Origin of the sequence: Pseudomonas sp. W15Feb9B, from assembly GCF_000828175.1 — a bacterium.
Taxonomy (GTDB): domain Bacteria; phylum Pseudomonadota; class Gammaproteobacteria; order Pseudomonadales; family Pseudomonadaceae; genus Aquipseudomonas; species Aquipseudomonas parakoreensis.
The window spans coordinates 93510-116681 of the sequence record NZ_JTKF01000001.1 but is presented as its reverse complement, the minus strand read 5'-3'; the positions used below and the strand labels follow the sequence as shown (position 1 = coordinate 116681).

The window sequence follows — 23172 nt, the reverse complement described above, 5'->3', positions numbered from 1 at the left end:
CAGTCACGTACTGGCAACCCCCGGATGAACAGACCCATGACCCGACCAAGATTCCTGCCCGACAACTTCACCCTGACCCTGATCGGCGTTGTGCTGCTGGCCAGTTTCCTGCCGGCCAGCGGTCAGGTCGCGGTCGGGTTCGGCTGGCTGACCAACATCGCCATCGCGCTGCTGTTTTTCCTGCATGGCGCCAAGCTCTCGCGTGAGTCGATCATCGCCGGTGCCGGCCACTGGCGCCTGCACCTGTTGGTGTTCGGCCTGACCTTTGTGCTGTTCCCGCTCCTCGGTCTGGCATTGAAACCGCTGCTGTCACCGCTGATCGGCGACAAGCTGTACATGGGCATGCTCTACCTTTGTGCGTTGCCGGCCACCGTGCAGTCGGCGATTGCTTTCACTTCGCTGGCCCGGGGCAATATTCCGGCGGCGATCTGCAGTGCGGCGGCATCGAGCCTGTTCGGGATCTTCCTCACGCCGTTGCTGGTGACGCTGCTGCTGAACGTGCACGGTGACGGCGGTTCGACCGTCGATGCGATTCTGAAGATCAGCGTGCAACTGCTGCTGCCGTTCATTGCCGGGCAGATCGCTCGCCGCTGGATCGGTGCGTGGGTCGGCCGCAACAAGAACTGGCTGAAGTTTGTCGATCAGGGTTCGATTCTGCTGGTGGTGTATGGCGCATTCAGCGAGGCGGTCAACGAAGGCATCTGGCACCAGATTCCGCTGGTCGATCTGTTGGGGCTGGTGGTGGTTTGCTGCATCTTGCTGGCGCTGGTGTTGCTGGCGTCGACCTTGCTGGGCAAGGCGTTCGGTTTCAGCCAGGAAGACCGTATCACCATTCTGTTCTGCGGTTCGAAGAAGAGTCTGGCCACTGGCGTGCCGATGGCGCAGGTGTTGTTTGCCGGCAGCACGATTGGCGTGTTGATCCTGCCGCTGATGCTGTTCCATCAGATTCAATTGATGGTCTGTGCAGTGCTGGCGCAGCGTTACGCGAAACGGCCGGAATCGGTGCCGGAGTTGATGGCGCAGGTTGATCCGTAAAACACCGCTTCCCTGGTAGGAGCTGCCGCAGGCTGCGATCTTTTGATTTTAAAAGATCGCAGCCTGCGGCAGCTCCTACAGGGGATTGTGTTGTATCAATCCTGCGTAACGTGTTTCGGGCCGGCCAGTGCCCAGGCAATCAGGCCAAACAAGGGCAGGAACACGATGGCGATAATCCACACGCCTTTATTGCTGCCTTTGCCTGCGCTCTTGCGCACCCTGTTGATCGCCCACAGTTCAATGATCACAAGAACGACGGCGAGTACGATCCAGACGGGTTCAATTTGCATGGGCTACCTCCTGATGGTCTTTCAGTTAGGTGAGTCCAAACGCGCAGGGTTCATTTAAATTGCGCCGCTGCCTCCCGAATACTTCACCGCAGCGGCTGCCCGCGACGGCACATTGAGCGTGCGCAGTAACGATGACACATGGATGCGCACGGTGAACGGCGAGATATCCAGCTCCCGGGCGATCTCCTTGTTGGTCTTGCCTTGGGCGATCAGCCGCAACACATCCTGCTGACGCGGGGTGAGGGCGGTGCCGGTCTCCAGCGGCAGCAGCCCGGAAGGCGCGAACCTGACCAGTACCTCGCCTTCGCGGATCGCCAGAATCGCCTGGCCGATCTCATCCGGGGCGATGTTCTTGCCGATGAAACCGTCGATGCCGGCCGCCATTACTTCGCCGATCAACGCCTCGTCGTCGACCATCGACACTACGATCAATGTGGTGCGTGGCAGTCTTTGGCGCAGCTCGGCGAGTTGGCTGATGCAGGTCAGGCCGGGGAAGCGCAGGTCGAGAATCAGCGTGTCCGGCTCGTTGCCGGCGGGCAGCAAGGCCAGCACGGCGTCGAGATCGCCGGCCTCCTCGATAGTTGCCTCGGGCAACAGGCGCTGCACAGTGCGCCGCATGGCTTCGCGAAACATCGGGTGATCGTCGGCTATGATGATTCGGCCGGTCATGGCGTGACCCTCCCTGGATCAGGCGTGGTTTACGGCATGCACCTTAGCACCGCAGACGCGGATTGCCTGCTGGCCGGTGCTGAAACTGACGACTGTCGCACAAGGACGTTGCCCATGAAGTTCGAGAAAAACACCGAGCTGGATCAGGCCAATCTGCGCATCATCATCGCCAGCATTGCCATGGTTTACATCTGCGTGCTCGGTGTATTGCCGGGTCAGCGCTTCGATGTCTATCTGCCGGTGGTGGTCTACATCACGCTGTTTCTGCTGGCGTCGATTGTCCTGCGCCAGGCCATCGCGCGCTGGCCGGGGCATTACCCGGCGCGACGAATATTCGCGATGATCCACGATTACACCGGCACCTGTTTCGGCCTGGTGCTCGGCGGTGAAGCGGCGTTGCCGCTGTACGCGGTGATCATCTGGGTCAACCTCGGTAATGGCATGCGCTATGGCTCGCGCTATCTTGCGATCGCCACGGGGTTGGCGCTGCTGGCGTTGCTGGCGGTTTATCGCTTGACGCCGGTGTGGCAGGCGCAACCGTACATGGTGCTGATGTTGATGCTCACCAGCACGGTGATTCCGTTCTACGCGCACTTGCTGCTGGAGCGCACGCGCAAGGCCTCTGAAGAAGCCGTCGCAGCCAATCTGGAAAAGTCGCGGTTTCTCGCCCAGGCCAGCCACGATCTGCGCCAGCCGATTCACTCCATCGGTCTGTTCACGGCGTGCCTGCGTGAATCGCGGCTGGGTGAGCAGGAGCGGCAACTGGTCGACAACATTGACCGATCGCTGCTCAACGTCTCGCAGTTATTCCGTTCGATTCTTGACCTCTACACCCTCGACAACGGGCGCGTTCTGCCCAGGTTGCAGGTGTTCAATCTGGGCGAGTGGCTGGCCGACCTGGTCCGCCAGAACGCCGAAGCTGCGCGCTGGGCCGGTGTGGAATTGCGCCTGCGCCCGTGCCGACACTGGGTGCGGAGCGATCCGGCGCTGCTTGCGACCATGGTGCAGAACGTGCTTTCCAACTGCTTCAAATACGGCGCGCAACGCCCGGTGCTGATCGGCGTGCGCAAACGCGGTGTCGGGCTGGCCATCGTGATTCATGACCGCGGTAACGGCATTGCCGAGGAGCATCTGCCGAAAGTGTTTGAGGAGTTTTATCGGGTGCGTCAGGTGCGTGACAAGGACGTGGAAGGCGTCGGCCTCGGGCTGTCGATCGTCAAGCGTCTGGGGCAGTTGATCGGCGTCGATGTGGCGCTGCGCTCGCAGCTTGGGCGCGGCACGGCGGTCACGCTGTATGGCTTGCCGGTGGCCGTGGCGCCACAGTTGCCGGCCATGCGTGACGATGTGCGGCAGGCCGGCCTGTTGACCGGGCTGAAGGTGTGTCTGGTAGAGGACGATCGCAACGTGTTGCTGGCGACGTCGGCGCTGCTTGAGCGCTGGGGCTGTGTGGTGCAGGGCGAGTTGAGCGGACAGGGGCTGGTCACCGATTGCGACATCATCGTCGCCGATTACGATCTGGGTACGCATTCGACCGGGATCGAGTGCATCGACGAGGTGCGGCGCCAGCGTGGTTTTGCGGTGCCAGCGATGATCATTACCGGGCATGACATCGAGAAAATACAGGCGGCCTTGCACGACCGCCAAATTGCCATCCTGTCCAAACCGGTACGCCCGGCCGAGCTGCGCGCGACCTTGCGAGCCCTGCGCGACCGGCAAACCGAACCGGTCGAACAGGTCTGACTCAACGCTTGCAGAGGTAGTCCTGAGTGATGGTGGTTTGCAGGCAGTTGTACTGGCCCATGGTGCGGCAGATGTTTTTCTCCGAACCGGTCACCTCGGCGTTCTTGTAACCCCAGGTCTTGCAGCGCTCCATCGCGACAGTCAGACCTTGCGCGGCGTTGGTCTGGCCGCTTTCGAACTGGCCCAGTTCGTAGGAAACCTGAACCACGCCGTCGTTCTTGCTGCCGCCGGTGGCTTCCCACTGTTTGGGCGTGGCGCAGCCGGTCAGGGCGAGGGCGGTGAGGGTGAGAGTAGCGATCAGGATTTTCATGATGAGCGTCGTCCTTTACCGGGGAAATCAATTACTGAACGGGGATCGGTGAGGCGCCTTTGGGCAGGCAAGACAGCGGCGGAGTCATGATGCCCATGCTCGCCACCGCGATAATCGCGCCGCTGGGCAACTCGCAGTTGTACTCGCCGGCCGAGGTATACGCGGTGTAGTAGGTGAGGGTGCTGTCGCTGCGGATGTTGTCGATTTTCGACACCGGTTTGCCGATGACGGTCTGGGCCCGTTCTTTCATGCTGGCTTCGGTGGGTTTGGCAGTCTGGCAACCGCTGGCGCCCAGCATCAGGGCGCCGACAATGGCCACTTTGCACAGATTGGAATGCAGTTTCATGGTGCTTCTTCCTTGGTGTTGTTCTGATTTCCAGGCACAACGATCCCGCGCACTGCACAGTGGCAATGTTGGGGAACATCGGGGGTTGCGAGGGAATATAGCGCCGGGGGGCGGGGCGGTCGATTAGCACAAATGTGCTAGTGAGCCGTGAAGCCGATAGTCTTTTCGCTTCCTTGCAAGGGGGCGCAGAAAGGAAATCAGTCTAAAAACACTCACCCATCAGCCGATGGCGTTTGCTAGCCTCAAAGGTGTAGGCGAAGACGCAGACTGATGCGCAAGCGGATAGCAAGGGGACGTGGGGCGCGTTCCGAAGGGTACACGGTTAGAAAGATCTCCGCGCTGAGATCCAGCCCTTATGCCGTGTGAGGCAGCAAAGCACCGTTCTTTTTCCATGGTTGCTTTTGTACTGTGAGAGGCCCGATAAACCTTGTAAGCCAGAGACCAGCACTGGCCGCCTACTCGAATAACCAAAGCCCGCATCACTGCGGGCTTTGTCGTTGTTGCAGGATCAGATTTTCGTCAGCGCATACGCCAGATCGGCGCGCAGGTCTTCGAGGTCTTCGACGCCCACCGACAGACGCACCAGGCCATCGCCGATGCCCAGTTTGGCGCGGGTTTCAGCGGGAATGGTCGCGTGGGTCATGATCGCCGGATGCTCGATCAGGCTTTCGACGCCGCCGAGGCTTTCGGCCAGTGCGAAGATCTTCACGTTTTCCAGAAAGCGCCGTGCACCCTCCAGATCACTGTTCAGATCCACCGAAATCATCCCGCCAAAACCATGCATCTGCCGTTTGGCCAACTCGTGCTGCGGGTGCGACGGCAAGCCTGGGTAGTAAACGCGTTTGACCTGCGGCTGCTGCTCCAGCCACTTGGCCAGTTCCAGTGCGTTGCTGCAATGACGTTCCATGCGCAGCGCCAGGGTTTTCACCCCGCGCAACGTCAGGAATGCATCGAACGGCCCGGAAATCGCGCCGACCGCGTTCTGCAGGAAGCCGAGTTTGTCCGCCAGTTCGGCATTCTGGCCGACCACTGCGATACCACCGATCACGTCGGAGTGACCGTTCAGGTACTTGGTGGTCGAGTGCAGCACGATGTCGAAACCCAGCTCCAGCGGGCGCTGGATATACGGGCTGGCGAAGGTGTTGTCGGCAACGCTGATGATCCCGCGTGCGCGGCAGATGCGTGCAATCGCGGCCAGATCCGACAGGCTCAGCAGCGGGTTGGTCGGCGACTCGACAATCACCAGGCGCGTGTCGTCCTGCAGCGCCGCTTCGAACGCCGCCAGGTCAGTCAGATCGACGTAGCTGAAACGATGCCCGGCACTGCGCTGACGCACCTTGTCGAACAGGCGGAATGTGCCACCGTACAGGTCATTGCCGGAGATCACGTGCGAACCGGCATCGATCAGTTCAAGCACGGTGGAAATCGTCGCCAGCCCGGACGCGAAAGCGAACGCGCGGGTACCGCCTTCCAGATCCGCCACGCAGCGTTCCAGCGCAAAACGCGTCGGGTTGTGCGAGCGCCCGTAGTCAAAGCCCTTGTGCACGCCGGGGCTGTCTTGCAGGTACGTCGAGTTGGCGTAGATCGGCGGCATCAGCGCACCGGTGGTCGGGTCAGGCGTTTGCCCGGCATGGATCACCCGGGTCGCGAAGCCTTGGGATTTATCGTCGTGCTGACTCATGCGAGGGATCTCCGTAATTGGTTGAGCATGTCGGTGCGGGTAATCAGACCATGGAAGCCCGAAGCGTCGGCAATTATCGCCACGAGGCCACGACTGAGAACCGCTTCGAGCTCGGTGAGATGGGCGCCAGGTGCGAGGGTTTGCAGTTTGTCGGTCATCACGCTGGACACCGATTGACTGAAGCGCGCGGCGTCTTCGTGCACCGCGAGCAAGATGTCGGATTCGTCGATCACGCCGACCAGTTGTTTGCCTTCCACCAGCACCGGCAGTTGTGAGACATCCGCCAGACGCATGCGCTGGAACGCGGTCAGCAGGGTGTCGTCGGGGCCGACGCTGATCACGCGGCCGTCTTCGAAACGTCGCGCGATCAGATCGCGCAGGTCGCCATAGCGTTTGCGTTGCAACAGGCCCTGATCGGTCATCCACTGGTCGTTGTAGACCTTCGACAGATAGCGCGTGCCGGTGTCGCAGACGAAGCTGACCACGCGTTTGGGCTCGGTCTGTTCGCGGCAATAACGCAACGCGGCAGCCAGCAAGGTGCCGGTGGACGAACCCCCGAGAATGCCTTCGGCCTTGAGCAACTGTCGGGCATGATCGAAGCTTTCTTCGTCGCTGATCGAGTAAGCGTGGCGCACGCTGCTGAGGTCGGTGATCGACGGAATGAAGTCTTCGCCGATGCCTTCCACCGCCCACGAACCGGGCGTCGGCATCGTGCCGTCGCGGCTGTATTGCGCCATCACCGAACCCACCGGATCGGCGAGGACCATTTCCAGATCCGGCTGCACGCGTTTGAAGAAACGGCTCAGCCCGGTCAGGGTGCCGGCAGACCCGACGCCGACCACGATCGCGTCCAGATCATGTTCGGTCTGCGCCCAGATTTCCGGCGCGGTGCTGCACTCGTGTGCCAGCGGGTTGGCGGGGTTGTTGAACTGGTCGGCGAAGAACGCGCCGGGAATGTCTTTCGCCAGGCGGGCGGCGACGTCCTGGTAATACTCGGGGTGGCCCTTGCCGACGTCCGAGCGGGTGATGTGCACTTCGGCGCCCATGGCTTTCAAGTGCAGGACTTTCTCGGTGGACATCTTGTCCGGCACCACCAGCACCACGCGGTAGCCTTTGGCCCGGCCGACCAGTGCCAGGCCCAGACCGGTATTGCCGGCGGTGGCCTCGACAATGGTGCCACCTGTTTGCAGGCGCCCATCGCGTTCAGCGGCGTCGATCATCGCCAGACCGATGCGGTCCTTGATCGAGCCGCCGGGGTTTTGTGATTCCAGTTTGAGAAACAGTGTGCAGAGGCCGGTATCGAAGCGGGTAACTTGTACCAGCGGCGTATTGCCGATCAGCCCAAGTACGGCAGGGCGTGAATCCTTTGACATTTCTTCACCTCTTGTAGTGGTGTTGATCGCGTTCCATTCGCGGGGAAAAGCTCGCGTGCAACATAGGCGCAGACAGGATCTGTCGCAACCATTAGTCAGCCGCAGATACAGCCATTTCGATCTAACCATAGAACAGAATCGAAGCCTGCAACGGCGCGGTTTCAGAGGGTTTACATCAAGGCGCCATTGAGTATTCAAAGGGCGTCGTGACCGCGCTCGCCAGCTTGATTCGCGGATGAATATCCTGCAGGGCAAAACATGTTTTCAGCGGGCATACAGGTGACATTCGATCATGAGGGAAACTTGTGATCATCAAGATTAAAATGAGTTTGTCTCACTAGTGCCTGATCCCGACAATGGCCGCCATCAACAAGACATTTGGAGTTGTTTGTCATGGCACTGGCCCATTCCCTCGGATTTCCGCGCATCGGTCGCGACCGCGAACTGAAAAAAGCGCAAGAGGCGTTCTGGAAAGGAGAACTGAACGAGGCCGGCCTGCGTGAAGTGGGTCGTGAACTACGCAAGGCCCATTGGGACTTGCAGAAAAACGCCGGCCTCGAGCTGCTGCCGGTGGGCGATTTCGCCTGGTACGACCAGGTGCTGACTCACTCGCTGATGTTCGGGGTGATCCCCGAGCGTTTCCGTCCGCACGACGGCAAAGCCAGCCTGCAGACCCTGTTCGGCATGGCCCGTGGTGTCAGCGACAGTTGCTGCGGCGGTGCACACGCTCAGGAAATGACCAAGTGGTTCGACACCAACTACCACTATCTGGTCCCGGAATTCAGCGCCGATCAACAGTTCCAGCTCGGTTGGGAACAGTTGTTCGAAGAAGTCGAAGAGGCACGTGCCCTCGGCCATAACGTCAAACCGGTGATTATCGGCCCACTGACTTATCTATGGCTGGGCAAGGCCAAAGGCGCCGCATTCGACAAGCTGGAATTGCTCGACCGCCTGCTGCCGCTGTACGGGCAGATCTTCGCGCGCCTCGCCGCACTCGGTGTGGAATGGGTGCAGATCGACGAGCCGATTCTGGTGCTCGACCTGCCGCAGGAATGGAAGAACGCCTTCGAGCGTGCGTACAACCAGATCCAGCGCGATCCGTTGAAAAAGCTGCTCGCCACTTACTTCGGTGGTCTGGAAGAAAACCTCGGTCTGGCCGCCAATCTGCCGGTCGATGGGTTACATATCGATCTTGTGCGTGCAGCGGAACAGTACCCGACCATTCTTGATCGCCTGCCGGCCTACAAAGTGTTGTCGCTGGGCCTGGTCAACGGTCGCAACGTCTGGCGCTGCGATCTGGAACATGCGCTGGCGACGTTGCAGCATGCGCATGAACGTCTGGGGGATCGGCTGTGGGTCGCGCCGTCCTGCTCGCTGCTGCACAGTCCGGTGGATCTGAGCCGCGAAGACCAGCTCGATGCCGAGCTGAAAAGCTGGCTGGCGTTTGCCGTGCAGAAGTGCGAAGAAGTCGCCGTGCTGGCTCAGGCCGTCAACGAGCCTGAGTCACCAAAAGTGCTCCGCGCCTTGACCCAAAGCCGCTCGGTACAGACCAGTCGCGCCGCCTCGCCACGTATTCACAAACCGGCGGTGCAGGCCCGTGTGGCGGCCATTACAGCGCAGGACAGCCAGCGCCAATCGCCGTTTACCCAGCGCATCGCCAAGCAGCGCGCCGGCCTCGACCTGCCGCTGTTCCCGACCACCACCATCGGTTCGTTTCCGCAGACCGCCTCGATTCGTCTGGCGCGTCAGTCGTTCAAGCAAGGCAAGCTCAGCGAAGCCGAATACACCGAAGCCATGTACAGCGAAATTCGTCACGCTGTGGAGATCCAGGAGCAACTGGGCCTCGATGTACTGGTGCACGGAGAAGCCGAGCGCAACGACATGGTGGAGTACTTCGCCGAGCAACTCGACGGCTACGTGTTCAGCCGTTTTGGCTGGGTGCAGAGCTACGGTTCACGTTGTGTGAAACCGGCAGTGATCTTCGGTGATCTGAGCCGTCCGCAAGCCATGACCGTGGACTGGATCCGCTATGCTCAGGACCTCACCGGCAAGGTCATGAAAGGTATGCTGACCGGCCCGGTGACCATGCTGATGTGGTCGTTCCCCCGTGAAGACGTGTCCCGTGAGGTGCAGGCGCGGCAACTGGCGCTGGCGATCCGTGACGAAGTGGTGGATCTGGAAGCCGCCGGAATCAGGATCGTGCAGATCGACGAAGCCGCCTTCCGCGAAGGTCTGCCGCTACGCCGCGCGCAGTGGCAGCATTATCTGGACTGGGCCACTGAAGTGTTCCGCCTGTGCGCCTCGGGGGTGCGTGACGAGACCCAGATTCACACCCACATGTGCTACAGCGAATTCAACGATGTGATCGAGTCCATCGCGGCGATGGATGCCGACGTGATCACCATCGAAACCTCGCGTTCGGACATGGAGTTGCTCGACGCCTTCGAAGCCTTCGCCTATCCGAACGAGATCGGCCCGGGTGTCTACGACATCCACTCGCCACGCGTTCCCGATGCTTCGGAGATGGCCAATTTGCTGCGCAAGGCAGCGCAGCGGATTCCGGCCGAGCGGTTGTGGGTCAACCCGGATTGCGGTCTGAAAACCCGTGGCTGGCCGGAGACAGAAGCGGCGTTGGTGCACATGGTTGCCGCTGCCCGGCAACTGCGCAAAGAACTGGCCTGAAGCCTGAATACAAACCCTGTGGGAGCGAGCTTGCTCGCGAAAGCGGAGTGTCAGCTGAATAATTCTCGACTGACACTCCGCCTTCGCGGGCAAGCCCGCTCCCACACTGGAGTGTGTAGGGTATCAGTGCCGGCTAATCAAACCATGCAGCACACCCAGGCGCAGCCCCGGTTCCGACGGCACCATCTGCGAAATCCCGAATGCCTTGAACGCCGCCAGCATCAATACCAATCCGCCGGGCAAAATGCTCTGGCGATGCGGCTGCAAACCTGCCAGCTTCAACTGCTGAACGTTCTTCACCTTCAGCAGCAACAGCGACAAACGCAACAACCCACCATAGGTAATGCCATCCTGGCCGAGGTCGTTCAAGCGATTGGCCTTGAGTACTTTCGCCAGCATCCGCGCCGTGCCGGACGAGCCAATGGTCTGCTGCCAGCCCTGTGCGCGGTAGCGGCGGGCGACTTTCTCGAATTGCAGGATCGCCACGCGTTCGGCTTCCTGCAGCGCACCGGGCGCGATGCGCCCGTCAGGGAAATAGCGTGCGCCCAGCGTGCCGCTGCCGATGGCGATGCTTTCGGTGAGCAGCGGCTGCGACCCCTGGCCGAGAATCAGCTCGGTTGAACCACCGCCGATATCGACCACCAACCGCATGTCTTCAGCGCCCGGCAGGGAATGGGCGACGCCGGCATAGACCAGTTGCGCCTCTTCATGGCCGGAAATGACATCGATGCGAAACCCCAGATGACGTTCGGCGCTGTGCAGAAACAGCTGCGCATTGTCGGCCTCGCGTACCGCGCTGGTTGCCACGGCCCGCACTTTGCCGGCCTCGAATCCGCGCAGTTTCTTGCCGAACCGCGCCAGCGCCTGCCAGCCCCGATCCAGCGCCAGTGCGTCCAGAGCACCGCCTTCGAAACCTTCGGCCAGTCGCACCGGCTCACGCAGGGTTTTGACCTCCTGAATCATCAAGCCCTGTCGACTGCGTACCGACTGGCCGATCATCAGGCGAAACGCATTCGAACCCAGGTCGATGGCGGCAAACAGCGAGGCGTCTTGTTTCATGGGAATCCCTGCAAAGCATCCGTCGAAGGCTCAAGACGGTTTGCGAGGATTTTGCGGTGCGGTTGATGACATCCTGATGACGGGGCAGGGGCGCTTCAGTGAAGGGTTGGCTGTCATGACACTGTCATTATCCGGCGTCTATCCTGAACCCAATACATCGCGTGTTCTTAAAGTATTTGCTGCCTCTTCTGGCAGCTTTTTTTTGCCTGCGATTTGGCAATCCGTGCGCAAGGTTTGCAATCGTGGGTGTCGCTTGGCTAATATACGATCCATATACACTTCGTATCGGATTCGGATATGGGCATCGTAAAGATTTCAGAAGACATGCACGAGAACCTGCGCATCTCCAGCACCGCGCTCAGCCGCTCGATCAACGCGCAGGCCGAGCACTGGATGCGCATCGGCATGCTTGCCGAACTGCACCCCAACCTCGACCACAGCGCCATTTGCCGCTTGCTGATCCGCGCCGTACAGAACGGCGGGCTGGATCTGCACCAACTGACTCAGGAAGCCGTCAGCGCATGAGAAACCAGATCAAGATCAACACCCCCGCCGAAATCGCTCAGTCACGCGCTGCCGGCAAGCTGGCCGCCGAGGTGCTGGCGATGCTGGTACCGCATGTGAAGGCGGGCGTGACCACCGATGAACTGGATCGCCTGTGCAACGACTACATCGTCAATGTGCAGAAAGCGATTCCGGCTAACGTCGGTTATCACGGCTTCCCGAAAACCGTCTGCGCCTCGGTCAACGACGTGGTGTGCCACGGCATCCCGTCGGGCACGCCGCTGAAGGATGGCGACATCGTCAACCTCGACATCGCGGTAATCAAGAATGGCTGGTTCGGCGACACCAGCCGCATGTACGTGGTCGGCACGGCGTCGCCTGAGGCGCAACACCTGATCAAGACCACCTACGACGCCATGTGCGCCGGCATTCGCAGGGTGCGTCCCGGAGCGACGCTGGGTGACATCGGCCATGCGATCCAGAGTCTGGCGGAGAAAGAAGGCTTCAGCGTGGTGCGCGAGTATTGCGGGCATGGCATTGGCAAGGTCTACCACGATGAACCGCAGATCCTGCATTACGGGTTCCCCAATCAGGGCCTGAAGCTCAAGGCGGGGATGATCTTCACCGTCGAACCGATGCTCAACGCCGGCAAGCGCCATGTGAAGAACATGCCGGACGGCTGGACCGTGCTGACCAAGGATGGCTCGTTGTCGGCGCAGTGGGAGCATATGGTCGCGGTGACCGAAACCGGCTTCGAAATCCTCACGGCGTGGCCGGACGAAATTGAAGGGTTCACTCCGATCGCCTGAACACTGAGATTCCTGTGGGAGCGGGCTTGCCCGCGAAGACGTCAGCACATTCAACATTGATATTGAATGTACCGGCCTCTTCGCGGGCAAGCCCGCTCCCACAGGGAGGTGTATTGCGCGGGGTATATCAGTGAGAACCGGCGGCTTTGTTGAGGTCGCTTTCAGCCCATTCGCTGTAGACACAGGCATCCGCTGTCGCCCAGCGCACCCGCACCGGGTCGCCAGCCTTGAGCGGCATGCCGGCGGCTGACAAGGCTTTCACCGTCATCGAAGTACCGCCCGAAGTGACCACGCTGCAGGTCTGGCTTTCGCCGAGAAACAACACTTCCACAACCTGCGCCGACACCTCGTTCCAACCCGCTGCCAGCGGCTCTGCGCTCGCCTGCTGCACGCTCAGCGCCACAGCCTTTTCCGGACGCACCATCAGCAGCACATCCTGATCGGTGTGCAACCCGGCGGTCAGTCGAATCGACAATGACTGTCCTTCAAACGAAGCCGCCGCATTGCCTTGGGCCTTGAGCTTGAGGAAGTTCGAGTTGCCGAGGAACGACGCGACAAACGCGTTCGGCGGATTCTGGTACAGGTCGTAACCGCTGCCCAGGCCGACAATCTTGCCGTGACTGAAGATCGCGATGCGCTGCGACAGGCGCATGGCTTCTTCCTGATCGTGGGTCACGTAGACGATGGTGATGCCCAGGCGCCGATGCAACTGGCGCAGTTCATCCTGCAGGTCTTCACGCAGTTTTTTATCCAGCGCGCCGAGGGGTTCGTCCATCAACAGAATGCGTGGCTCGTAGACCAGCGCGCGGGCGATGGCGACGCGTTGTTGCTGGCCGCCGGACAATTGCGAAGGGCGGCGATGGGCGAATTGTTCGAGCTGCACCAGTTTCAACATCGCATCGACACGCTTGTCACGTTCGGCGGCGGCGAGTTTGCGGATCGCCAGCGGGAAGGCGATGTTGTCGCGCACCGAAAGATGCGGGAACAGCGAATAACGCTGGAACACCATGCCGATGTCGCGCTTGTGCGGCGGCACGTTGACCAGCGACTGCCCGTTGACCAGGATCTCGCCGCTGCTCGGCGTTTCGAAGCCGGCGAGCATCGACAGCGTGGTGCTTTTGCCCGAGCCGCTGGAGCCGAGGAAGGTCAGAAACTCGCCGTCCTTGATGTCCAGCGAGATGTTGTCGACGGCGGCAAAGTCGCCGTAGTGCTTGTTCAGGTTGCGCAGGCTGACCAGAGGTTTGTCGTTCTGCAGGGAGGCGTCTTTGATCACGGCACTCATGTCGTACTCCTGGGCGCTCAGGCGCTGATTTCGTTGCGCCGGCGCAGCGCGGCGGCGATGACCATGACCAAAATCGACAAGCCGATCAGCAGCGTCGAAGCGACGGCGATCACCGGGGTCAGGTCCTGGCGCAGGGTGGTCCACATTTTCACGGGAAGGGTTTGCAGGGTCGGGCTGGCCATCATCACGCTGAGCACCACTTCGTCCCACGAAACCAGAAAGGCGAAGAGGGCGCCGGCGACCATGCCCGGACGGATCGCCGGAAAGGTCACCTTGAACACCGCTTGCAGGCGTGAAGCGCCGCAGATCACCGCCGCGTCTTCAATCGACTGATCGAACAGCTTCAGCGAGTTGATGATCGAGATAATGGTGAACGGCAGCGCGACGATCACATGGCTGACCACGAAGGCAAACATCGTCCCTGTGTAACCGAGCTTGAGAAACAGCGCGTACACCGCCACGGCGATGATCACCAGCGGCACGATCATCGGCAGGGTGAACAGGCCGTAGAGCATTTCCCGTCCGGGAAAACGCCCGCGCACCAAGGCAAACGCCGTCGGCAAACCGAGGGCCACGGCGCAGATCGTGGTCAGCACCGCGACCTTGAGGCTGGCCGCAGCGGCGTTCATCCAGTCGGCGTTGGAGAAGAACTGGCCGTACCATTTCAACGTCCAGCCCGGCGGTGGGAACACCAGCCACTGCGACGAACCGAACGACAGCAGGACGATGAACACGATCGGCAACAGCAGAAATAAACCGATCAGTCCGGTGGTGGCGTACAAGCCGAAACGCATCCGCCGGCTCATGGCATTGGGAGTCAGGAGCATCTCGGCTTACCTCGCGTTGCTGGCGCCAACCGGGGATTCCGGCTGAAGCTTCAGGTAGAAGTAGAACAGCACCAGCGTGATCGCGATCAGCAACGCGGCGCCGGCACTGGCCAGGCCCCAGTTGAGGAACGATTGCACCTGCTGAATGATGAACTCCGGCAGCATCATGTTCTGCGCCCCGCCGAGCAGCGCCGGGGTGACGTAGTAACCGAGCGACATCACGAACACCATCAACCCGCCGGACGCCAGCCCCGGCCGGCACAGCGGCAGGAACACCCGGAAGAAGTTGGTCCAGGGACTGGCGCCACAGATCGAGCCGGCCTGCAGGATCATCGGGTCGATGGCCTGCATGGTTGCCTGCAACGGCAGGACGATGAACGGGATCATGATGTAACTCATGCCGATCACCACGCCGGTCAGGTTGTGCACCATTTCCAGTGGCTGATCGATGATCCCCAGCGCCATCAGCGCCTTGTTGATCACCCCCGAGGCCTGCAGCAATACCAGCCACGAATAGGTGCGGGCGAGCAGGCTGGTCCACATCGACAGCAGCACGATGTTGAGGATCCAGCGTCCCCAGCCGCGCGGCACCAGGGTGATCGCCCAGGCCAGTGGAAAACCCAGCAACAGGCTGAAAATCGTCACCAGCCCGGCCACCGAAAAGGTGTTGAGCAGCACCCGTGCATACGCCGAGTTGGCGAACAGTTGTTCATAGTTGCCAAGGCCCGGGGTCGGTTCCAGTACGCCGCGCAACAGCAGGCCAATCAACGGCGCGAGAAAGAACAAACCGAGGAACAGCAGTGCCGGGACCAGGTTGCCGGCACCTTTCCAGCGTTGTCTGAAGGTGGGGGACGAGCCGGCAGCGCCAGTGGCGCTCCCGGTCACCGTTGCGGGGCGGGGCGCAGTGGCCGCCATTTTCATTTGACCAGCCATTCGTTCCACCGTGTCGCGATGGCTTGACCGTTCTTGGCCCAGTACGCGAAATCAAGCGTGATTTGATCCTTGGCGTAGGCCGTCGGCAGGTTCGGGGCCAGCACCGAGTCCAGGCGCGCCACGCTGTCGACGTTGACCGGGGCGTAGGCGGTCAGATTGGAGAAGTCCGCCTGGCCTTTGGCACTGCTGGCATTGGCCAGAAACTTCATCGCCGCGTCCTTGTTTTTCGAGCCTTTTGGAATCACCAGAATGTCGGCCATGACCAGGTTCTGTTTCCAGCTCACACCGACGGGGGCGCCATCTTCCTGCAGGGCGTGAATCCGGCCGTTCCAGAACTGACCCATGCTCGCTTCACCGGAGGCCAGCAGTTGCTGCGACTGCGCGCCGCCGCCCCACCAGACGATGTCTTTCTTGATGGTGTCGAGTTTTTTGAAGGCGCGATCAAGGTCCAGCGGGTAGAGCTTGTCGGCCGGCACGCCGTCGGCCAGCAGCGCCAGTTCGAGCACGCCGGGGCTTGGCCATTTATAGAGCGCGCGTTTGCCGGGATAGGTCTTGGTGTCGAACAGGGCGCTCCAGTCTTGCGGCTTGGCAGCGCCGAGCTTGCCCTCGTTGTAGCCGAGGACGAAGGAGAAGAAGAACGAGCCGACGCCGTAGTCACTGACGAAACGCGGGTCGATCTTGTCGCGCTGGATGACGTTGAAATCGAGGGGTTCGAGCAGGCCTTCGGAAGCGGCGCGCAGGGCAAAGTCGGCTTCGACGTCGACCACGTCCCACTGCACGTTGCCGCTCTCGACCATGGCCTTGAGTTTGCCGTAGTCGGTCGGGCCGTCCTGCACCACGGTGATGCCGCTGGCCTTGCTGAACGGATCGGCCCAGGCCTGTTTCTGCGCATCCTGGGTGCTACCGCCCCAGCTGACAAAGTTCACACTCTCGGCGGCCATTGCAGCCTGGCCGGTCACGCTCAGCAGTCCCGCAAAAAGGATTGCGGTTGCAGCTTTGTTCAACACCATTTTTACGCCCTCATTGTTGTGTTTTTGAGCGGGCTTGCGTTGTTGCCCGCCTGTCGGGAGCAGTAGCTGGACGGTTTTTCAGGTCGTCCGGTCTATGGAATATCATATTATGGTATTCCAAACTTTGTGCAAGCACTTTGCCTTACCGGTTATCTGGGGAATGTGTTTTTTACCGCTGGAAGTTTTGTGACAGATGGAAAATTGTGGCGAGGGAGCTTGCTCCCGCTGGGTTGCGAAGCGACCCTCGCTTCTCTGAAAAGCTGAGGCCTGCTGCGCAGTCCAGCGGGAGCAAGCTCCCTCGCCACAGGAAATCACCTGTGTCTGGGAGTTATTCGCTGAACGGAATGCTCTCCACCACCTCCAGGTCATACCCGGTCAGCCCCGCATACTTCAGCGGCGGCCCAAGATGGCGCAGTTTGCCGACGCCGAGGTTCTGCAGAATCTGCGCCCCGGTGCCGACCTCCGAATAAATCCGCGATTGCGAGCGACTGAACTGCCGTGGCGGCTGAGTCAGTTGCGGTACGCGCTCAAGCAGCGCCTGTGACGATTCATGATTGGCCAATACCACCACAACCCCATGACCTTCCGCCGCGACCCGTTGCAGCGCCGCCCACAGCGTCCAGTTGCTCGGCCCGCTGTACTCGGCGCCGACCAGATCACGCAGAGGATCGATCACATGCACGCGCACCAGCGTCGGCTCTTCGCGGCGCAGATCGCCCATGACCATCGCCATGTGCACGCCACCCTCGATGCGGTCTTCGAAGGTGATGAGGCGGAAGGTGCCATGCACCGTCGGCAGCTCACGCTCACCGATGCGTTCGATGGTGTGCTCGGTGCTCAGGCGATAGTGGATCAGGTCGGCGATGGTGCCGATCCTGATCCCGTGCTTGCGCGCGAACACTTCCAGATCCGGGCGGCGGGCCATGGTGCCGTCGTCGTTCATCACCTCGACGATCACCGAGGCCGGGGTAAAACCGGCGAGGCGCGCCAGATCGCAACCGGCCTCGGTGTGGCCGGCGCGGGTCAGTACGCCGCCTTCCTTGGCGCGCAGCGGAAAGATATGGCCGGGTTGCACCAGGTCTTCAGCGCGGGCGTCTTTCGCCACAGCGGCCGCGACCGTGCGCGCGCGATCAGCCGCAGAAATGCCAGTGGTGACGCCGACCGCTGCTTCAATCGACACGGTGAACGCGGTGCTGAACACGCTGCCATTGCTCGGGACCATCTGCTCAAGGCCCAGGCGCTGGCAGTGTTCGTCAGTCAGCGTCAGGCAGATCAAACCGCGTGCTTCACGGGCCATGAAGCTGATCGCCTCGGGTGTGCAGCAGTCGGCGGCCAGCAGCAGGTCGCCTTCGTTTTCCCGATCTTCGTCATCGACCAGCAAGACCATTTTGCCGAGGCGATAATCTTCGAGGATTTCTTCGATGCTGTTGAAGGCCATGCTGGACTCTCAGGGTTGGTTGCAAATAATATTGGTATACCATAATACAAAATCAACAATGAGGTCACTATGAAGGCGTACTGGATTGCTCACGTGGATGTCGACGATGCCGAGCACTACAGCCAATACACCCAGCGCGCGCCGAAAGCGTTCGCCGAATTCGGCGCGAAGTTTTTAGCGCGTGGCGGGCGCAGCGAAGCGCTGGAGGGCAGGGCTACGCCTCAGCGTAGCGTGGTGATCGAGTTCGAGAGCTACGAGCAGGCGCTGGCGTGCTACCACTCGGCGGTGTATCAGGAAGCGAAACATTATCGCGAGGAATGGGCGCGGGCGGAGATCGTTATCGTCGAAGGTCTGGCACCCTAGCCATTGTAGGAGCTGCCGCAGGCTGCGATCTTTTGATCTTGTTTTTTTAAAATCAAAGTCAAAAGATCGCAGCCTGCGGCAGCTCCTACAGGGGTCAGGTATCAGCGGATAAAGTGGATCTTGCCGCTGTCATCATTACCCATGTAGATCCCATACACCCCGGCCTGACGCTCCTCGATGTAACGCTCGAGGATCTGCCGGATCGCCGGGTAATAGATCTGCTCCCACGGAATGTCTTCAGGGGCAAAGAACTTGTAGTCGAGAGTCTCGGGCCCGTACTGCCCGGTGATTTCCAGCGCGATCGCGCGGAAGATGATGTATACCTCGCTGATTTTCGGCACGCTGAAGATCGAATACGGCGAGACGATTTCCGCGCGTACGCCGCTTTCTTCCCAGACTTCGCGCAGCGCCGCCTGCTCGGTGGTTTCGCCGCTTTCCATGAAGCCGGCGGGCAGCGTCCAGGTGCCGGGGCGCGGCGGGATCGCCCTTTGGCACAACAGGTATTTGCCGTCCTGCTCGATGATGCAGCCGGCGATGATTTTCGGGTTCACATAGTGGATGTAGCCGCAGCCGCGGCACATCAGGCGCTCGTGCGTATCGCCCGGCGGAACTTGCTGACCGAGGTCAGGGCCACCGCATTTCGGGCAAAAGCTCGGGCTGAACATGTCAGTGACCTATGCGCGGTTCTTTCAGCGCGATGGGCAGGGTGATCGCCGGCGTGGCGCCGGTCTCTTCCTGTTTGCGCTTCAGATAATCGAGGGCCACGGCAGCCGCCGCACGCACGTGATCGACGCAGGCCTGATGCGCCGCCAGCGGATCACCGCTCTTGATCGCCTCGACCATTTTTTCCATTTCGTGATTACTCGCGCCGCGCCGGTTTTCCTGGGACACCGAGGTCGCCCGCAGGTAGCTGATGCGCGCCTGCAACTGGCGCAACTGCGTGGCCGCAACATGGTTGCCCGAGCCTTCCAGCAATACGTCGTAGAAGCCCTGCACCGAGTCGATCACCTGTTGCAGTTCGCCGTCCTTTAGTGCCTTGCGGTTCTCGTCGAGGGCTTTTTCCAGGGCCTTGATGTCCTTGGCCTTGGCGCGCAGGGTGAACAGCTGGACGATCAGGCCTTCGAGCACGCAGCGCAGTTCATAGATGTCGACTGCATCGGCGAGGGTGATGATCGCTACGCGCGGGCCTTTGGCATCGGCGAATTCGACCAGGCCTTCGGACTCCAGGTGACGCAAGGCTTCACGCACCGACGTGCGACTGACACCGAGGCGATCGCACAGATCGCGCTCAACCAGACGATCGCCGGGCATGAGCTGGAAATTCATGATCGCGCTACGCAGTTTGTCCAGCACGATTTCGCGCAGGGTAACGGGGTTGCGATTGACCTTGAAGCTGTCGTCGAGTGGCTGGCGTTTCATGGGGTCCGCTCTTTAAGTTGGCTGTCCATGCCAGACGGGCATCTAAACAGCCGAGGGGTTAACTGGAGGCCTCGGCGTCGGCTTCGGCGAAGGCTTCACGGGCGAGCCGGAAACTGTCCACGGCTGCCGGGACGCCGCAATAAATACCGACCTGAAGCAGAATTTCGCGTATTTGCTCACGACTCAGGCCGTTACGCAAGGCGCCGCGCACATGCAGCTTGAGTTCGTGCGGGCGGTTGAGCGCCGAGATCATCGCCAGGTTGATCATGCTGCGCTCCTTGAGCGACAAACCCTCACGGCCCCAGACGTGGCCCCAGCAGTATTCGGTGACCATTTCCTGCAGTGGGCGGGTGAAGTCGTCGGCGTTCTCGATCGAGCGTTGCACGTAGGCTTCGCCCAGCACTTGGGTGCGGATCTTCAGGCCTTTTTCGTATTTTTCGTTACTCATATTCTTCGGCTCACCTCAATCCCGGTGGGAGCTGGCTTGCCAGCGATAGCGGTGGTTCAGTCAGCATTGATGTTGAATGTTCCGACGTCATCGCTGGCAAGCCAGCTCCCACAGGGTTTTGCATTGTTCTTTCAAGCAAGGGTCGGCAACGGCCCGAGCTTGCCTTTGTGATAAATCATCGGCGTCACCGGTTGCTCGGGCAGGATCAGGTTCTTCACCGCGCCGACAATGATCGCGTGATCACCACCGTCGTATTCACGCCACAACTCGCACTCGATGATCGCCGTGGCCTTGGCGAGGATCGGGTTACCCAGTTCGCTCAAGTGCCACTCGATGCCTTTGGCCTTGTCCTTGCCTTTGCCGGCGAAGGCGTAGGCCTCGGCGGTCTGCTCGGCGGACAGCAAATGGATCGCGAATTTCTGGCTGTCGCGCAGCACCGGGTAGGTGTCGGAGGCGTAGTTGGGGCAGAACAGCACCAGCGCCGGGTCAATCGACAGCGCACTGAAGGCGCTGGCGGTGATGCCGACGATGGCGCCATCCGGGTCGAGGGTGGTGACCACCGTGACCCCGGACGGAAACGAGCTCATGACGTCTTTGTAAATGCCGGGTTCGATCATGTCGCAGGACTCCTAGCGCATCACAAACGGGTCAGGCATCGGGGCCTGAGAGAGATTGATCCACACCGTTTTCAGTTCGGTGTAGGCCAGCACCGAATCGATGCCGCTTTCGCGTCCATAGCCACTGTTCTTGAAACCGCCAATTGGCGCCATGGCCGATACCGCGCGGTAGGTGTTGACCCAGATGATCCCTGAGCGCACGTCCCGGGCCAGACGATGGGCGCGGCCCAGATCGCGGGTCCAGATGCCGGCGGCAAGGCCGAACTGCGAGTCGTTGGCAATCGCCAGCGCCTCGGCTTCATCCTTGAAGCGAATCACCGATGCCACCGGGCCGAAGACTTCTTCTTGCATGATCTTCATCGAGTTGCGGTCGCACTCGAACAGCGTCGGCTCGTAGAACCAGCCGTCACCGAGGTCGGCCGGACGCTTGCCGCCGGTGCGCAACCGCGCGCCTTCAGCAATAGCGTCAGCCACCAGACCTTCGACCACCGCCAATTGCTGCGCGGTGGCCATCGGGCCCATTTCGCTGTGGTCTTCCTGCGGGTTGCCGATGCGGATGCGCTGGGCGCGTTCCACCAGGCGGTTGACGAACTCGTCATAGATTTCGTCCTGCACCAGCAGGCGCGAACCGGACACGCAGCTCTGGCCCGAGGCGGCGTAGATCCCGGCGATGGCGCCGTTGATCGCGCTGTCCAGATCGGCGTCGGCGAAGATGATGTTCGGCGATTTGCCGCCGAGTTCCAGCGACAGCTTGGCGAAGTTCTCGGCGCTGCTGCGCACCACATGCCGGGCCGTGGCCGCGCCGCCGGTGAAGGCGATCTTGCGGATCAGCGGATGGCGGGTGAGGGCGGCGCCGGTGCTCGGGCCGTAACCGGTGACGACGTTGACCACGCCCGGCGGAACTCCGGCTTCGAGGGCCAGACGTGCCAGCTCAAGGATGGTTGCCGAAGCGTGCTCGGACGGCTTGATCACGATGGTGTTGCCGGCGGCGAGGGCCGGCGCCAGTTTGATCGCGGTCAGGTACAGCGGGCTATTCCAGGGAATGATCGCGGCAACCACACCCATCGCTTCGTGCACGGTGTAGGCAAACAGGTCGGGCTTGTCCAGCGGCAACGTACCGCCTTCGAGCTTGTCGGCCAGACCTGCGGTGTAGTGGAAGAACTCCGGCAGATAACCGACCTGACCACGGGTTTCGCGGATCAGCTTGCCGTTGTCGCGGCTTTCCAGCTGCGCCAGTTGTTCCTTGTTTTCCGCGATCAGGTCACCGAGACGCCGCAGCAGTTTGCCGCGGGCGGTGGCGGTGAGGCCGCGCCAGGCCGGGCTGTCGAAGGCAGTCTGCGCCGCTTGCACGGCGCGTTCGACATCGGCTTCATCGGCGTCAGGCAGTTCGGCCCAGGCTTGCGCGCTGGCCGGGTTGAGGCTTTCGAAAGTCTTGCCGGAGAGGGCGTCGACCCATTCTCCGCCGATGCACATCTGGAAGCGTTGGAGTGTCATGCAACGATCCCCTTTATAGGGTTTTGTCGGGCGTGTGCGTAGTCGAGAAATTCCAGCAACGTCTGGTTGACCAGGCGCGGCGACTCTACCGGCATCATATGCCGTTGCTCGGGCAGTACCGCAACCTTCGCACCGGGGATGCGCCGGGCCAGTTGCTCGGCCATTTCCGGGGTGGAACCGGGGTCCAATTCGCCGGTGGCGATCAGCGTCGGCGCCTGAATACTGCCGAGGTCGTCGGCGCGGTACATGTCCTGAGTGGCGAACAATTCATAGGTAGTCAGATAACCCTGCGGGTCGTTGCCGGCCAGGGTCTGACGAATGGCCGCGATCTGCGCCGGGTTCGCCGCCTGATATTCGCGGCTGAACCAGCGCGACAGCGCCGCTTCGGCATTGGCGTCCGGCCCGTGTTCGGCGGCCTGCGCGGTGCGGGCGATGACCCCGGCGCGTTGTTCTTCGCTGCGGTTGAACACGCTGTTGAGCACCACCAGGCTTTGCAGGCGCTCCGGGTAATGCAGGGCAAACGCCCGCGCTACCAGGCCACCCATGGAGAAACCGATCACCGCTGCCTGGGGCAGATTCAAGTGATCGAGCAGTTCCAGCAACTGATCGGCATAACCGAGCAGGCCGGTGCCGCTGGCCGGGCGCGGGCTGGCGCCATGGCCGAGCATGTCGTAGGCGATCACCTGGTATTGGGCAGACAGGCCAACGATCTGGCCGCCCCACATTTCTTTATTCAGGCCCACGCCGTGGATCAAGACCACGGGCTGGCCTTGGCCGGTCGCCAGGTAACTGGTGCCAGCCGGGGTGAGTTCAGCGGTGAGCCGAATCATGGAGCGCTCCTGC

General features: G+C 61.2%; 24 protein-coding genes. 6 read left to right on the top strand and 18 right to left on the bottom strand.

Annotated features, from left to right (window positions below; all coding sequences use genetic code 11):
- Positions 1-36: 36 nt before the first annotated feature.
- Positions 37-1035 carry a bile acid:sodium symporter family protein gene (locus OC71_RS00475; protein WP_041062602.1) on the top strand — a complete coding sequence of 333 codons (999 nt, stop codon included), beginning with the start codon at positions 37-39 and terminating at the stop codon, positions 1033-1035.
- Positions 1036-1130: 95 nt separating this feature from the next.
- Here OC71_RS00475 and OC71_RS00470 read toward each other — a convergent pair whose 3' ends face one another.
- Positions 1131-1325, bottom strand: a complete 195-nt coding sequence (locus OC71_RS00470; protein ID WP_041062599.1) for a PLDc N-terminal domain-containing protein — start codon at positions 1323-1325, stop codon at positions 1131-1133.
- Between the two features lie 54 nt (positions 1326-1379).
- Positions 1380-1994 (bottom strand): response regulator transcription factor, encoded by a 615-nt coding sequence (locus OC71_RS00465; protein WP_041062595.1) that lies wholly within the window; start codon positions 1992-1994, stop codon positions 1380-1382.
- Positions 1995-2108: 114 nt separating this feature from the next.
- On the opposite strand from OC71_RS00465, the gene OC71_RS00460 reads away from it, so the two are divergent.
- Positions 2109-3734 carry a hybrid sensor histidine kinase/response regulator gene (locus OC71_RS00460; RefSeq protein ID WP_041062592.1) on the top strand — a complete coding sequence of 542 codons (1626 nt, stop codon included), beginning with the start codon at positions 2109-2111 and terminating at the stop codon, positions 3732-3734.
- A gap of 1 nt (position 3735) precedes the next feature.
- On the opposite strand, the gene yecR is transcribed toward OC71_RS00460, so the two are convergent.
- The 4 genes from yecR to OC71_RS00440 all read right to left on the bottom strand — a co-directional run bounded on the left by yecR (position 3736) and on the right by OC71_RS00440 (position 7444).
- Complete coding sequence (gene yecR, locus OC71_RS00455) at positions 3736-4044, bottom strand: YecR family lipoprotein (RefSeq protein ID WP_041062589.1); 309 nt, start codon at positions 4042-4044, stop codon at positions 3736-3738.
- A 31-nt stretch (positions 4045-4075) separates the two neighbouring features.
- Positions 4076-4390: a hypothetical protein gene (locus OC71_RS00450; protein WP_041062586.1), complete on the bottom strand. Its 315-nt coding sequence runs from the start codon at positions 4388-4390 to the stop codon at positions 4076-4078.
- 508 nt (positions 4391-4898) lie between these two features.
- A complete protein-coding gene (locus OC71_RS00445) occupies positions 4899-6071 on the bottom strand; it encodes a cystathionine gamma-synthase (protein WP_041062583.1) in 1173 nt (390 codons plus the stop codon).
- Positions 6068-7444, bottom strand: a complete 1377-nt coding sequence (locus tag OC71_RS00440) for a pyridoxal-phosphate dependent enzyme (RefSeq protein ID WP_041062580.1) — start codon at positions 7442-7444, stop codon at positions 6068-6070. The genes OC71_RS00445 and OC71_RS00440 overlap by 4 nt, the downstream gene beginning before the upstream one ends.
- A gap of 393 nt (positions 7445-7837) precedes the next feature.
- Here OC71_RS00440 and metE point away from each other — a divergent pair, with 393 nt between their 5' ends.
- Entirely contained in the window at positions 7838-10126 is a 2289-nt protein-coding gene (metE, locus tag OC71_RS00435; RefSeq protein ID WP_041062577.1) for a 5-methyltetrahydropteroyltriglutamate--homocysteine S-methyltransferase, read from the top strand.
- Between the two features lie 123 nt (positions 10127-10249).
- Here metE and OC71_RS00430 read toward each other — a convergent pair whose 3' ends face one another.
- A complete protein-coding gene (locus OC71_RS00430; protein WP_041062574.1) occupies positions 10250-11185 on the bottom strand; it encodes a Ppx/GppA family phosphatase in 936 nt (311 codons plus the stop codon).
- A gap of 297 nt (positions 11186-11482) precedes the next feature.
- Here OC71_RS00430 and OC71_RS00425 point away from each other — a divergent pair, with 297 nt between their 5' ends.
- Together OC71_RS00425 and map are read left to right on the top strand one after the other, a co-directional pair.
- Positions 11483-11710 (top strand): ParD-like family protein, encoded by a 228-nt coding sequence (locus OC71_RS00425; RefSeq protein WP_041062571.1) that lies wholly within the window; start codon positions 11483-11485, stop codon positions 11708-11710.
- Entirely contained in the window at positions 11707-12498 is a 792-nt protein-coding gene (map, locus tag OC71_RS00420; RefSeq protein WP_041062568.1) for a type I methionyl aminopeptidase, read from the top strand. Before OC71_RS00425 ends, map begins: the two co-directional genes overlap by 4 nt.
- Before the next feature lie 127 nt (positions 12499-12625).
- Here map and OC71_RS00415 read toward each other — a convergent pair whose 3' ends face one another.
- The 5 genes from OC71_RS00415 to ribBA form a co-directional block, all read right to left on the bottom strand.
- Entirely contained in the window at positions 12626-13780 is a 1155-nt protein-coding gene (locus OC71_RS00415; protein WP_041062565.1) for an ABC transporter ATP-binding protein, read from the bottom strand.
- A 17-nt stretch (positions 13781-13797) separates the two neighbouring features.
- Positions 13798-14607 (bottom strand): ABC transporter permease, encoded by an 810-nt coding sequence (locus tag OC71_RS00410; RefSeq protein WP_041062562.1) that lies wholly within the window; start codon positions 14605-14607, stop codon positions 13798-13800.
- A gap of 6 nt (positions 14608-14613) precedes the next feature.
- The gene (locus OC71_RS00405; protein ID WP_041062560.1) at positions 14614-15528 is read right to left on the bottom strand and encodes an ABC transporter permease; all 915 of its coding nucleotides are present in this window, start codon (positions 15526-15528) and stop codon (positions 14614-14616) included.
- Positions 15525-16550, bottom strand: a complete 1026-nt coding sequence (locus OC71_RS00400; RefSeq protein WP_041062557.1) for an ABC transporter substrate-binding protein — start codon at positions 16548-16550, stop codon at positions 15525-15527. The genes OC71_RS00405 and OC71_RS00400 overlap by 4 nt, the downstream gene beginning before the upstream one ends.
- 328 nt (positions 16551-16878) lie before the next feature.
- On the bottom strand, positions 16879-17988 hold the full coding sequence (gene ribBA / locus OC71_RS00395; RefSeq protein WP_041062555.1) for a bifunctional 3,4-dihydroxy-2-butanone-4-phosphate synthase/GTP cyclohydrolase II: 1110 nt from the start codon (positions 17986-17988) through the stop codon (positions 16879-16881).
- Positions 17989-18057: 69 nt separating this feature from the next.
- Here ribBA and OC71_RS00390 point away from each other — a divergent pair, with 69 nt between their 5' ends.
- Complete coding sequence (locus OC71_RS00390; RefSeq protein ID WP_041062552.1) at positions 18058-18351, top strand: DUF1330 domain-containing protein; 294 nt, start codon at positions 18058-18060, stop codon at positions 18349-18351.
- A 101-nt stretch (positions 18352-18452) separates the two neighbouring features.
- On the opposite strand, the gene OC71_RS00385 is transcribed toward OC71_RS00390, so the two are convergent.
- From OC71_RS00385 to OC71_RS00360, 6 genes are all read right to left on the bottom strand, one after another.
- Positions 18453-19016 carry an NUDIX hydrolase gene (locus OC71_RS00385; protein ID WP_041062549.1) on the bottom strand — a complete coding sequence of 188 codons (564 nt, stop codon included), beginning with the start codon at positions 19014-19016 and terminating at the stop codon, positions 18453-18455.
- Between the two features lies 1 nt (position 19017).
- Positions 19018-19770, bottom strand: a complete 753-nt coding sequence (locus OC71_RS00380; RefSeq protein ID WP_041062542.1) for a GntR family transcriptional regulator — start codon at positions 19768-19770, stop codon at positions 19018-19020.
- Positions 19771-19828: 58 nt separating this feature from the next.
- Complete coding sequence (locus OC71_RS00375; RefSeq protein ID WP_007968634.1) at positions 19829-20218, bottom strand: carboxymuconolactone decarboxylase family protein; 390 nt, start codon at positions 20216-20218, stop codon at positions 19829-19831.
- Between the two features lie 131 nt (positions 20219-20349).
- Positions 20350-20835 carry a flavin reductase family protein gene (locus OC71_RS00370; RefSeq protein ID WP_041062538.1) on the bottom strand — a complete coding sequence of 162 codons (486 nt, stop codon included), beginning with the start codon at positions 20833-20835 and terminating at the stop codon, positions 20350-20352.
- A 12-nt stretch (positions 20836-20847) separates the two neighbouring features.
- Entirely contained in the window at positions 20848-22329 is a 1482-nt protein-coding gene (locus tag OC71_RS00365) for an aldehyde dehydrogenase (protein ID WP_041062535.1), read from the bottom strand.
- Complete coding sequence (locus OC71_RS00360; protein ID WP_041062533.1) at positions 22326-23159, bottom strand: alpha/beta fold hydrolase; 834 nt, start codon at positions 23157-23159, stop codon at positions 22326-22328. The genes OC71_RS00365 and OC71_RS00360 overlap by 4 nt, the downstream gene beginning before the upstream one ends.
- Positions 23160-23172 lie beyond the last annotated feature (13 nt).

Coding starts and splice junctions, on each gene's coding strand:
- OC71_RS00375 (WP_007968634.1), bottom strand. CDS start 20,218: ATGAGTAACGAAAAATACGAAAAAGGCCTGAAGATCCGCACCCAAGTG.
- OC71_RS00410 (WP_041062562.1), bottom strand. CDS start 14,607: ATGCTCCTGACTCCCAATGCCATGAGCCGGCGGATGCGTTTCGGCTTG.
- OC71_RS00440 (WP_041062580.1), bottom strand. CDS start 7,444: ATGTCAAAGGATTCACGCCCTGCCGTACTTGGGCTGATCGGCAATACG.
- OC71_RS00380 (WP_041062542.1), bottom strand. CDS start 19,770: ATGAAACGCCAGCCACTCGACGACAGCTTCAAGGTCAATCGCAACCCC.
- OC71_RS00425 (WP_041062571.1), top strand. CDS start 11,483: ATGGGCATCGTAAAGATTTCAGAAGACATGCACGAGAACCTGCGCATC.
- OC71_RS00390 (WP_041062552.1), top strand. CDS start 18,058: ATGAAGGCGTACTGGATTGCTCACGTGGATGTCGACGATGCCGAGCAC.
- OC71_RS00465 (WP_041062595.1), bottom strand. CDS start 1,994: ATGACCGGCCGAATCATCATAGCCGACGATCACCCGATGTTTCGCGAA.
- OC71_RS00360 (WP_041062533.1), bottom strand. CDS start 23,159: ATGATTCGGCTCACCGCTGAACTCACCCCGGCTGGCACCAGTTACCTG.
- OC71_RS00385 (WP_041062549.1), bottom strand. CDS start 19,016: ATGTTCAGCCCGAGCTTTTGCCCGAAATGCGGTGGCCCTGACCTCGGT.
- OC71_RS00365 (WP_041062535.1), bottom strand. CDS start 22,329: ATGACACTCCAACGCTTCCAGATGTGCATCGGCGGAGAATGGGTCGAC.
- OC71_RS00475 (WP_041062602.1), top strand. CDS start 37: ATGACCCGACCAAGATTCCTGCCCGACAACTTCACCCTGACCCTGATC.
- OC71_RS00400 (WP_041062557.1), bottom strand. CDS start 16,550: ATGGTGTTGAACAAAGCTGCAACCGCAATCCTTTTTGCGGGACTGCTG.
- OC71_RS00445 (WP_041062583.1), bottom strand. CDS start 6,071: ATGAGTCAGCACGACGATAAATCCCAAGGCTTCGCGACCCGGGTGATC.
- OC71_RS00415 (WP_041062565.1), bottom strand. CDS start 13,780: ATGAGTGCCGTGATCAAAGACGCCTCCCTGCAGAACGACAAACCTCTG.
- OC71_RS00470 (WP_041062599.1), bottom strand. CDS start 1,325: ATGCAAATTGAACCCGTCTGGATCGTACTCGCCGTCGTTCTTGTGATC.
- OC71_RS00405 (WP_041062560.1), bottom strand. CDS start 15,528: ATGAAAATGGCGGCCACTGCGCCCCGCCCCGCAACGGTGACCGGGAGC.
- metE (WP_041062577.1), top strand. CDS start 7,838: ATGGCACTGGCCCATTCCCTCGGATTTCCGCGCATCGGTCGCGACCGC.
- OC71_RS00450 (WP_041062586.1), bottom strand. CDS start 4,390: ATGAAACTGCATTCCAATCTGTGCAAAGTGGCCATTGTCGGCGCCCTG.
- yecR (WP_041062589.1), bottom strand. CDS start 4,044: ATGAAAATCCTGATCGCTACTCTCACCCTCACCGCCCTCGCCCTGACC.
- map (WP_041062568.1), top strand. CDS start 11,707: ATGAGAAACCAGATCAAGATCAACACCCCCGCCGAAATCGCTCAGTCA.
- OC71_RS00460 (WP_041062592.1), top strand. CDS start 2,109: ATGAAGTTCGAGAAAAACACCGAGCTGGATCAGGCCAATCTGCGCATC.
- OC71_RS00430 (WP_041062574.1), bottom strand. CDS start 11,185: ATGAAACAAGACGCCTCGCTGTTTGCCGCCATCGACCTGGGTTCGAAT.
- OC71_RS00370 (WP_041062538.1), bottom strand. CDS start 20,835: ATGATCGAACCCGGCATTTACAAAGACGTCATGAGCTCGTTTCCGTCC.
- ribBA (WP_041062555.1), bottom strand. CDS start 17,988: ATGGCCTTCAACAGCATCGAAGAAATCCTCGAAGATTATCGCCTCGGC.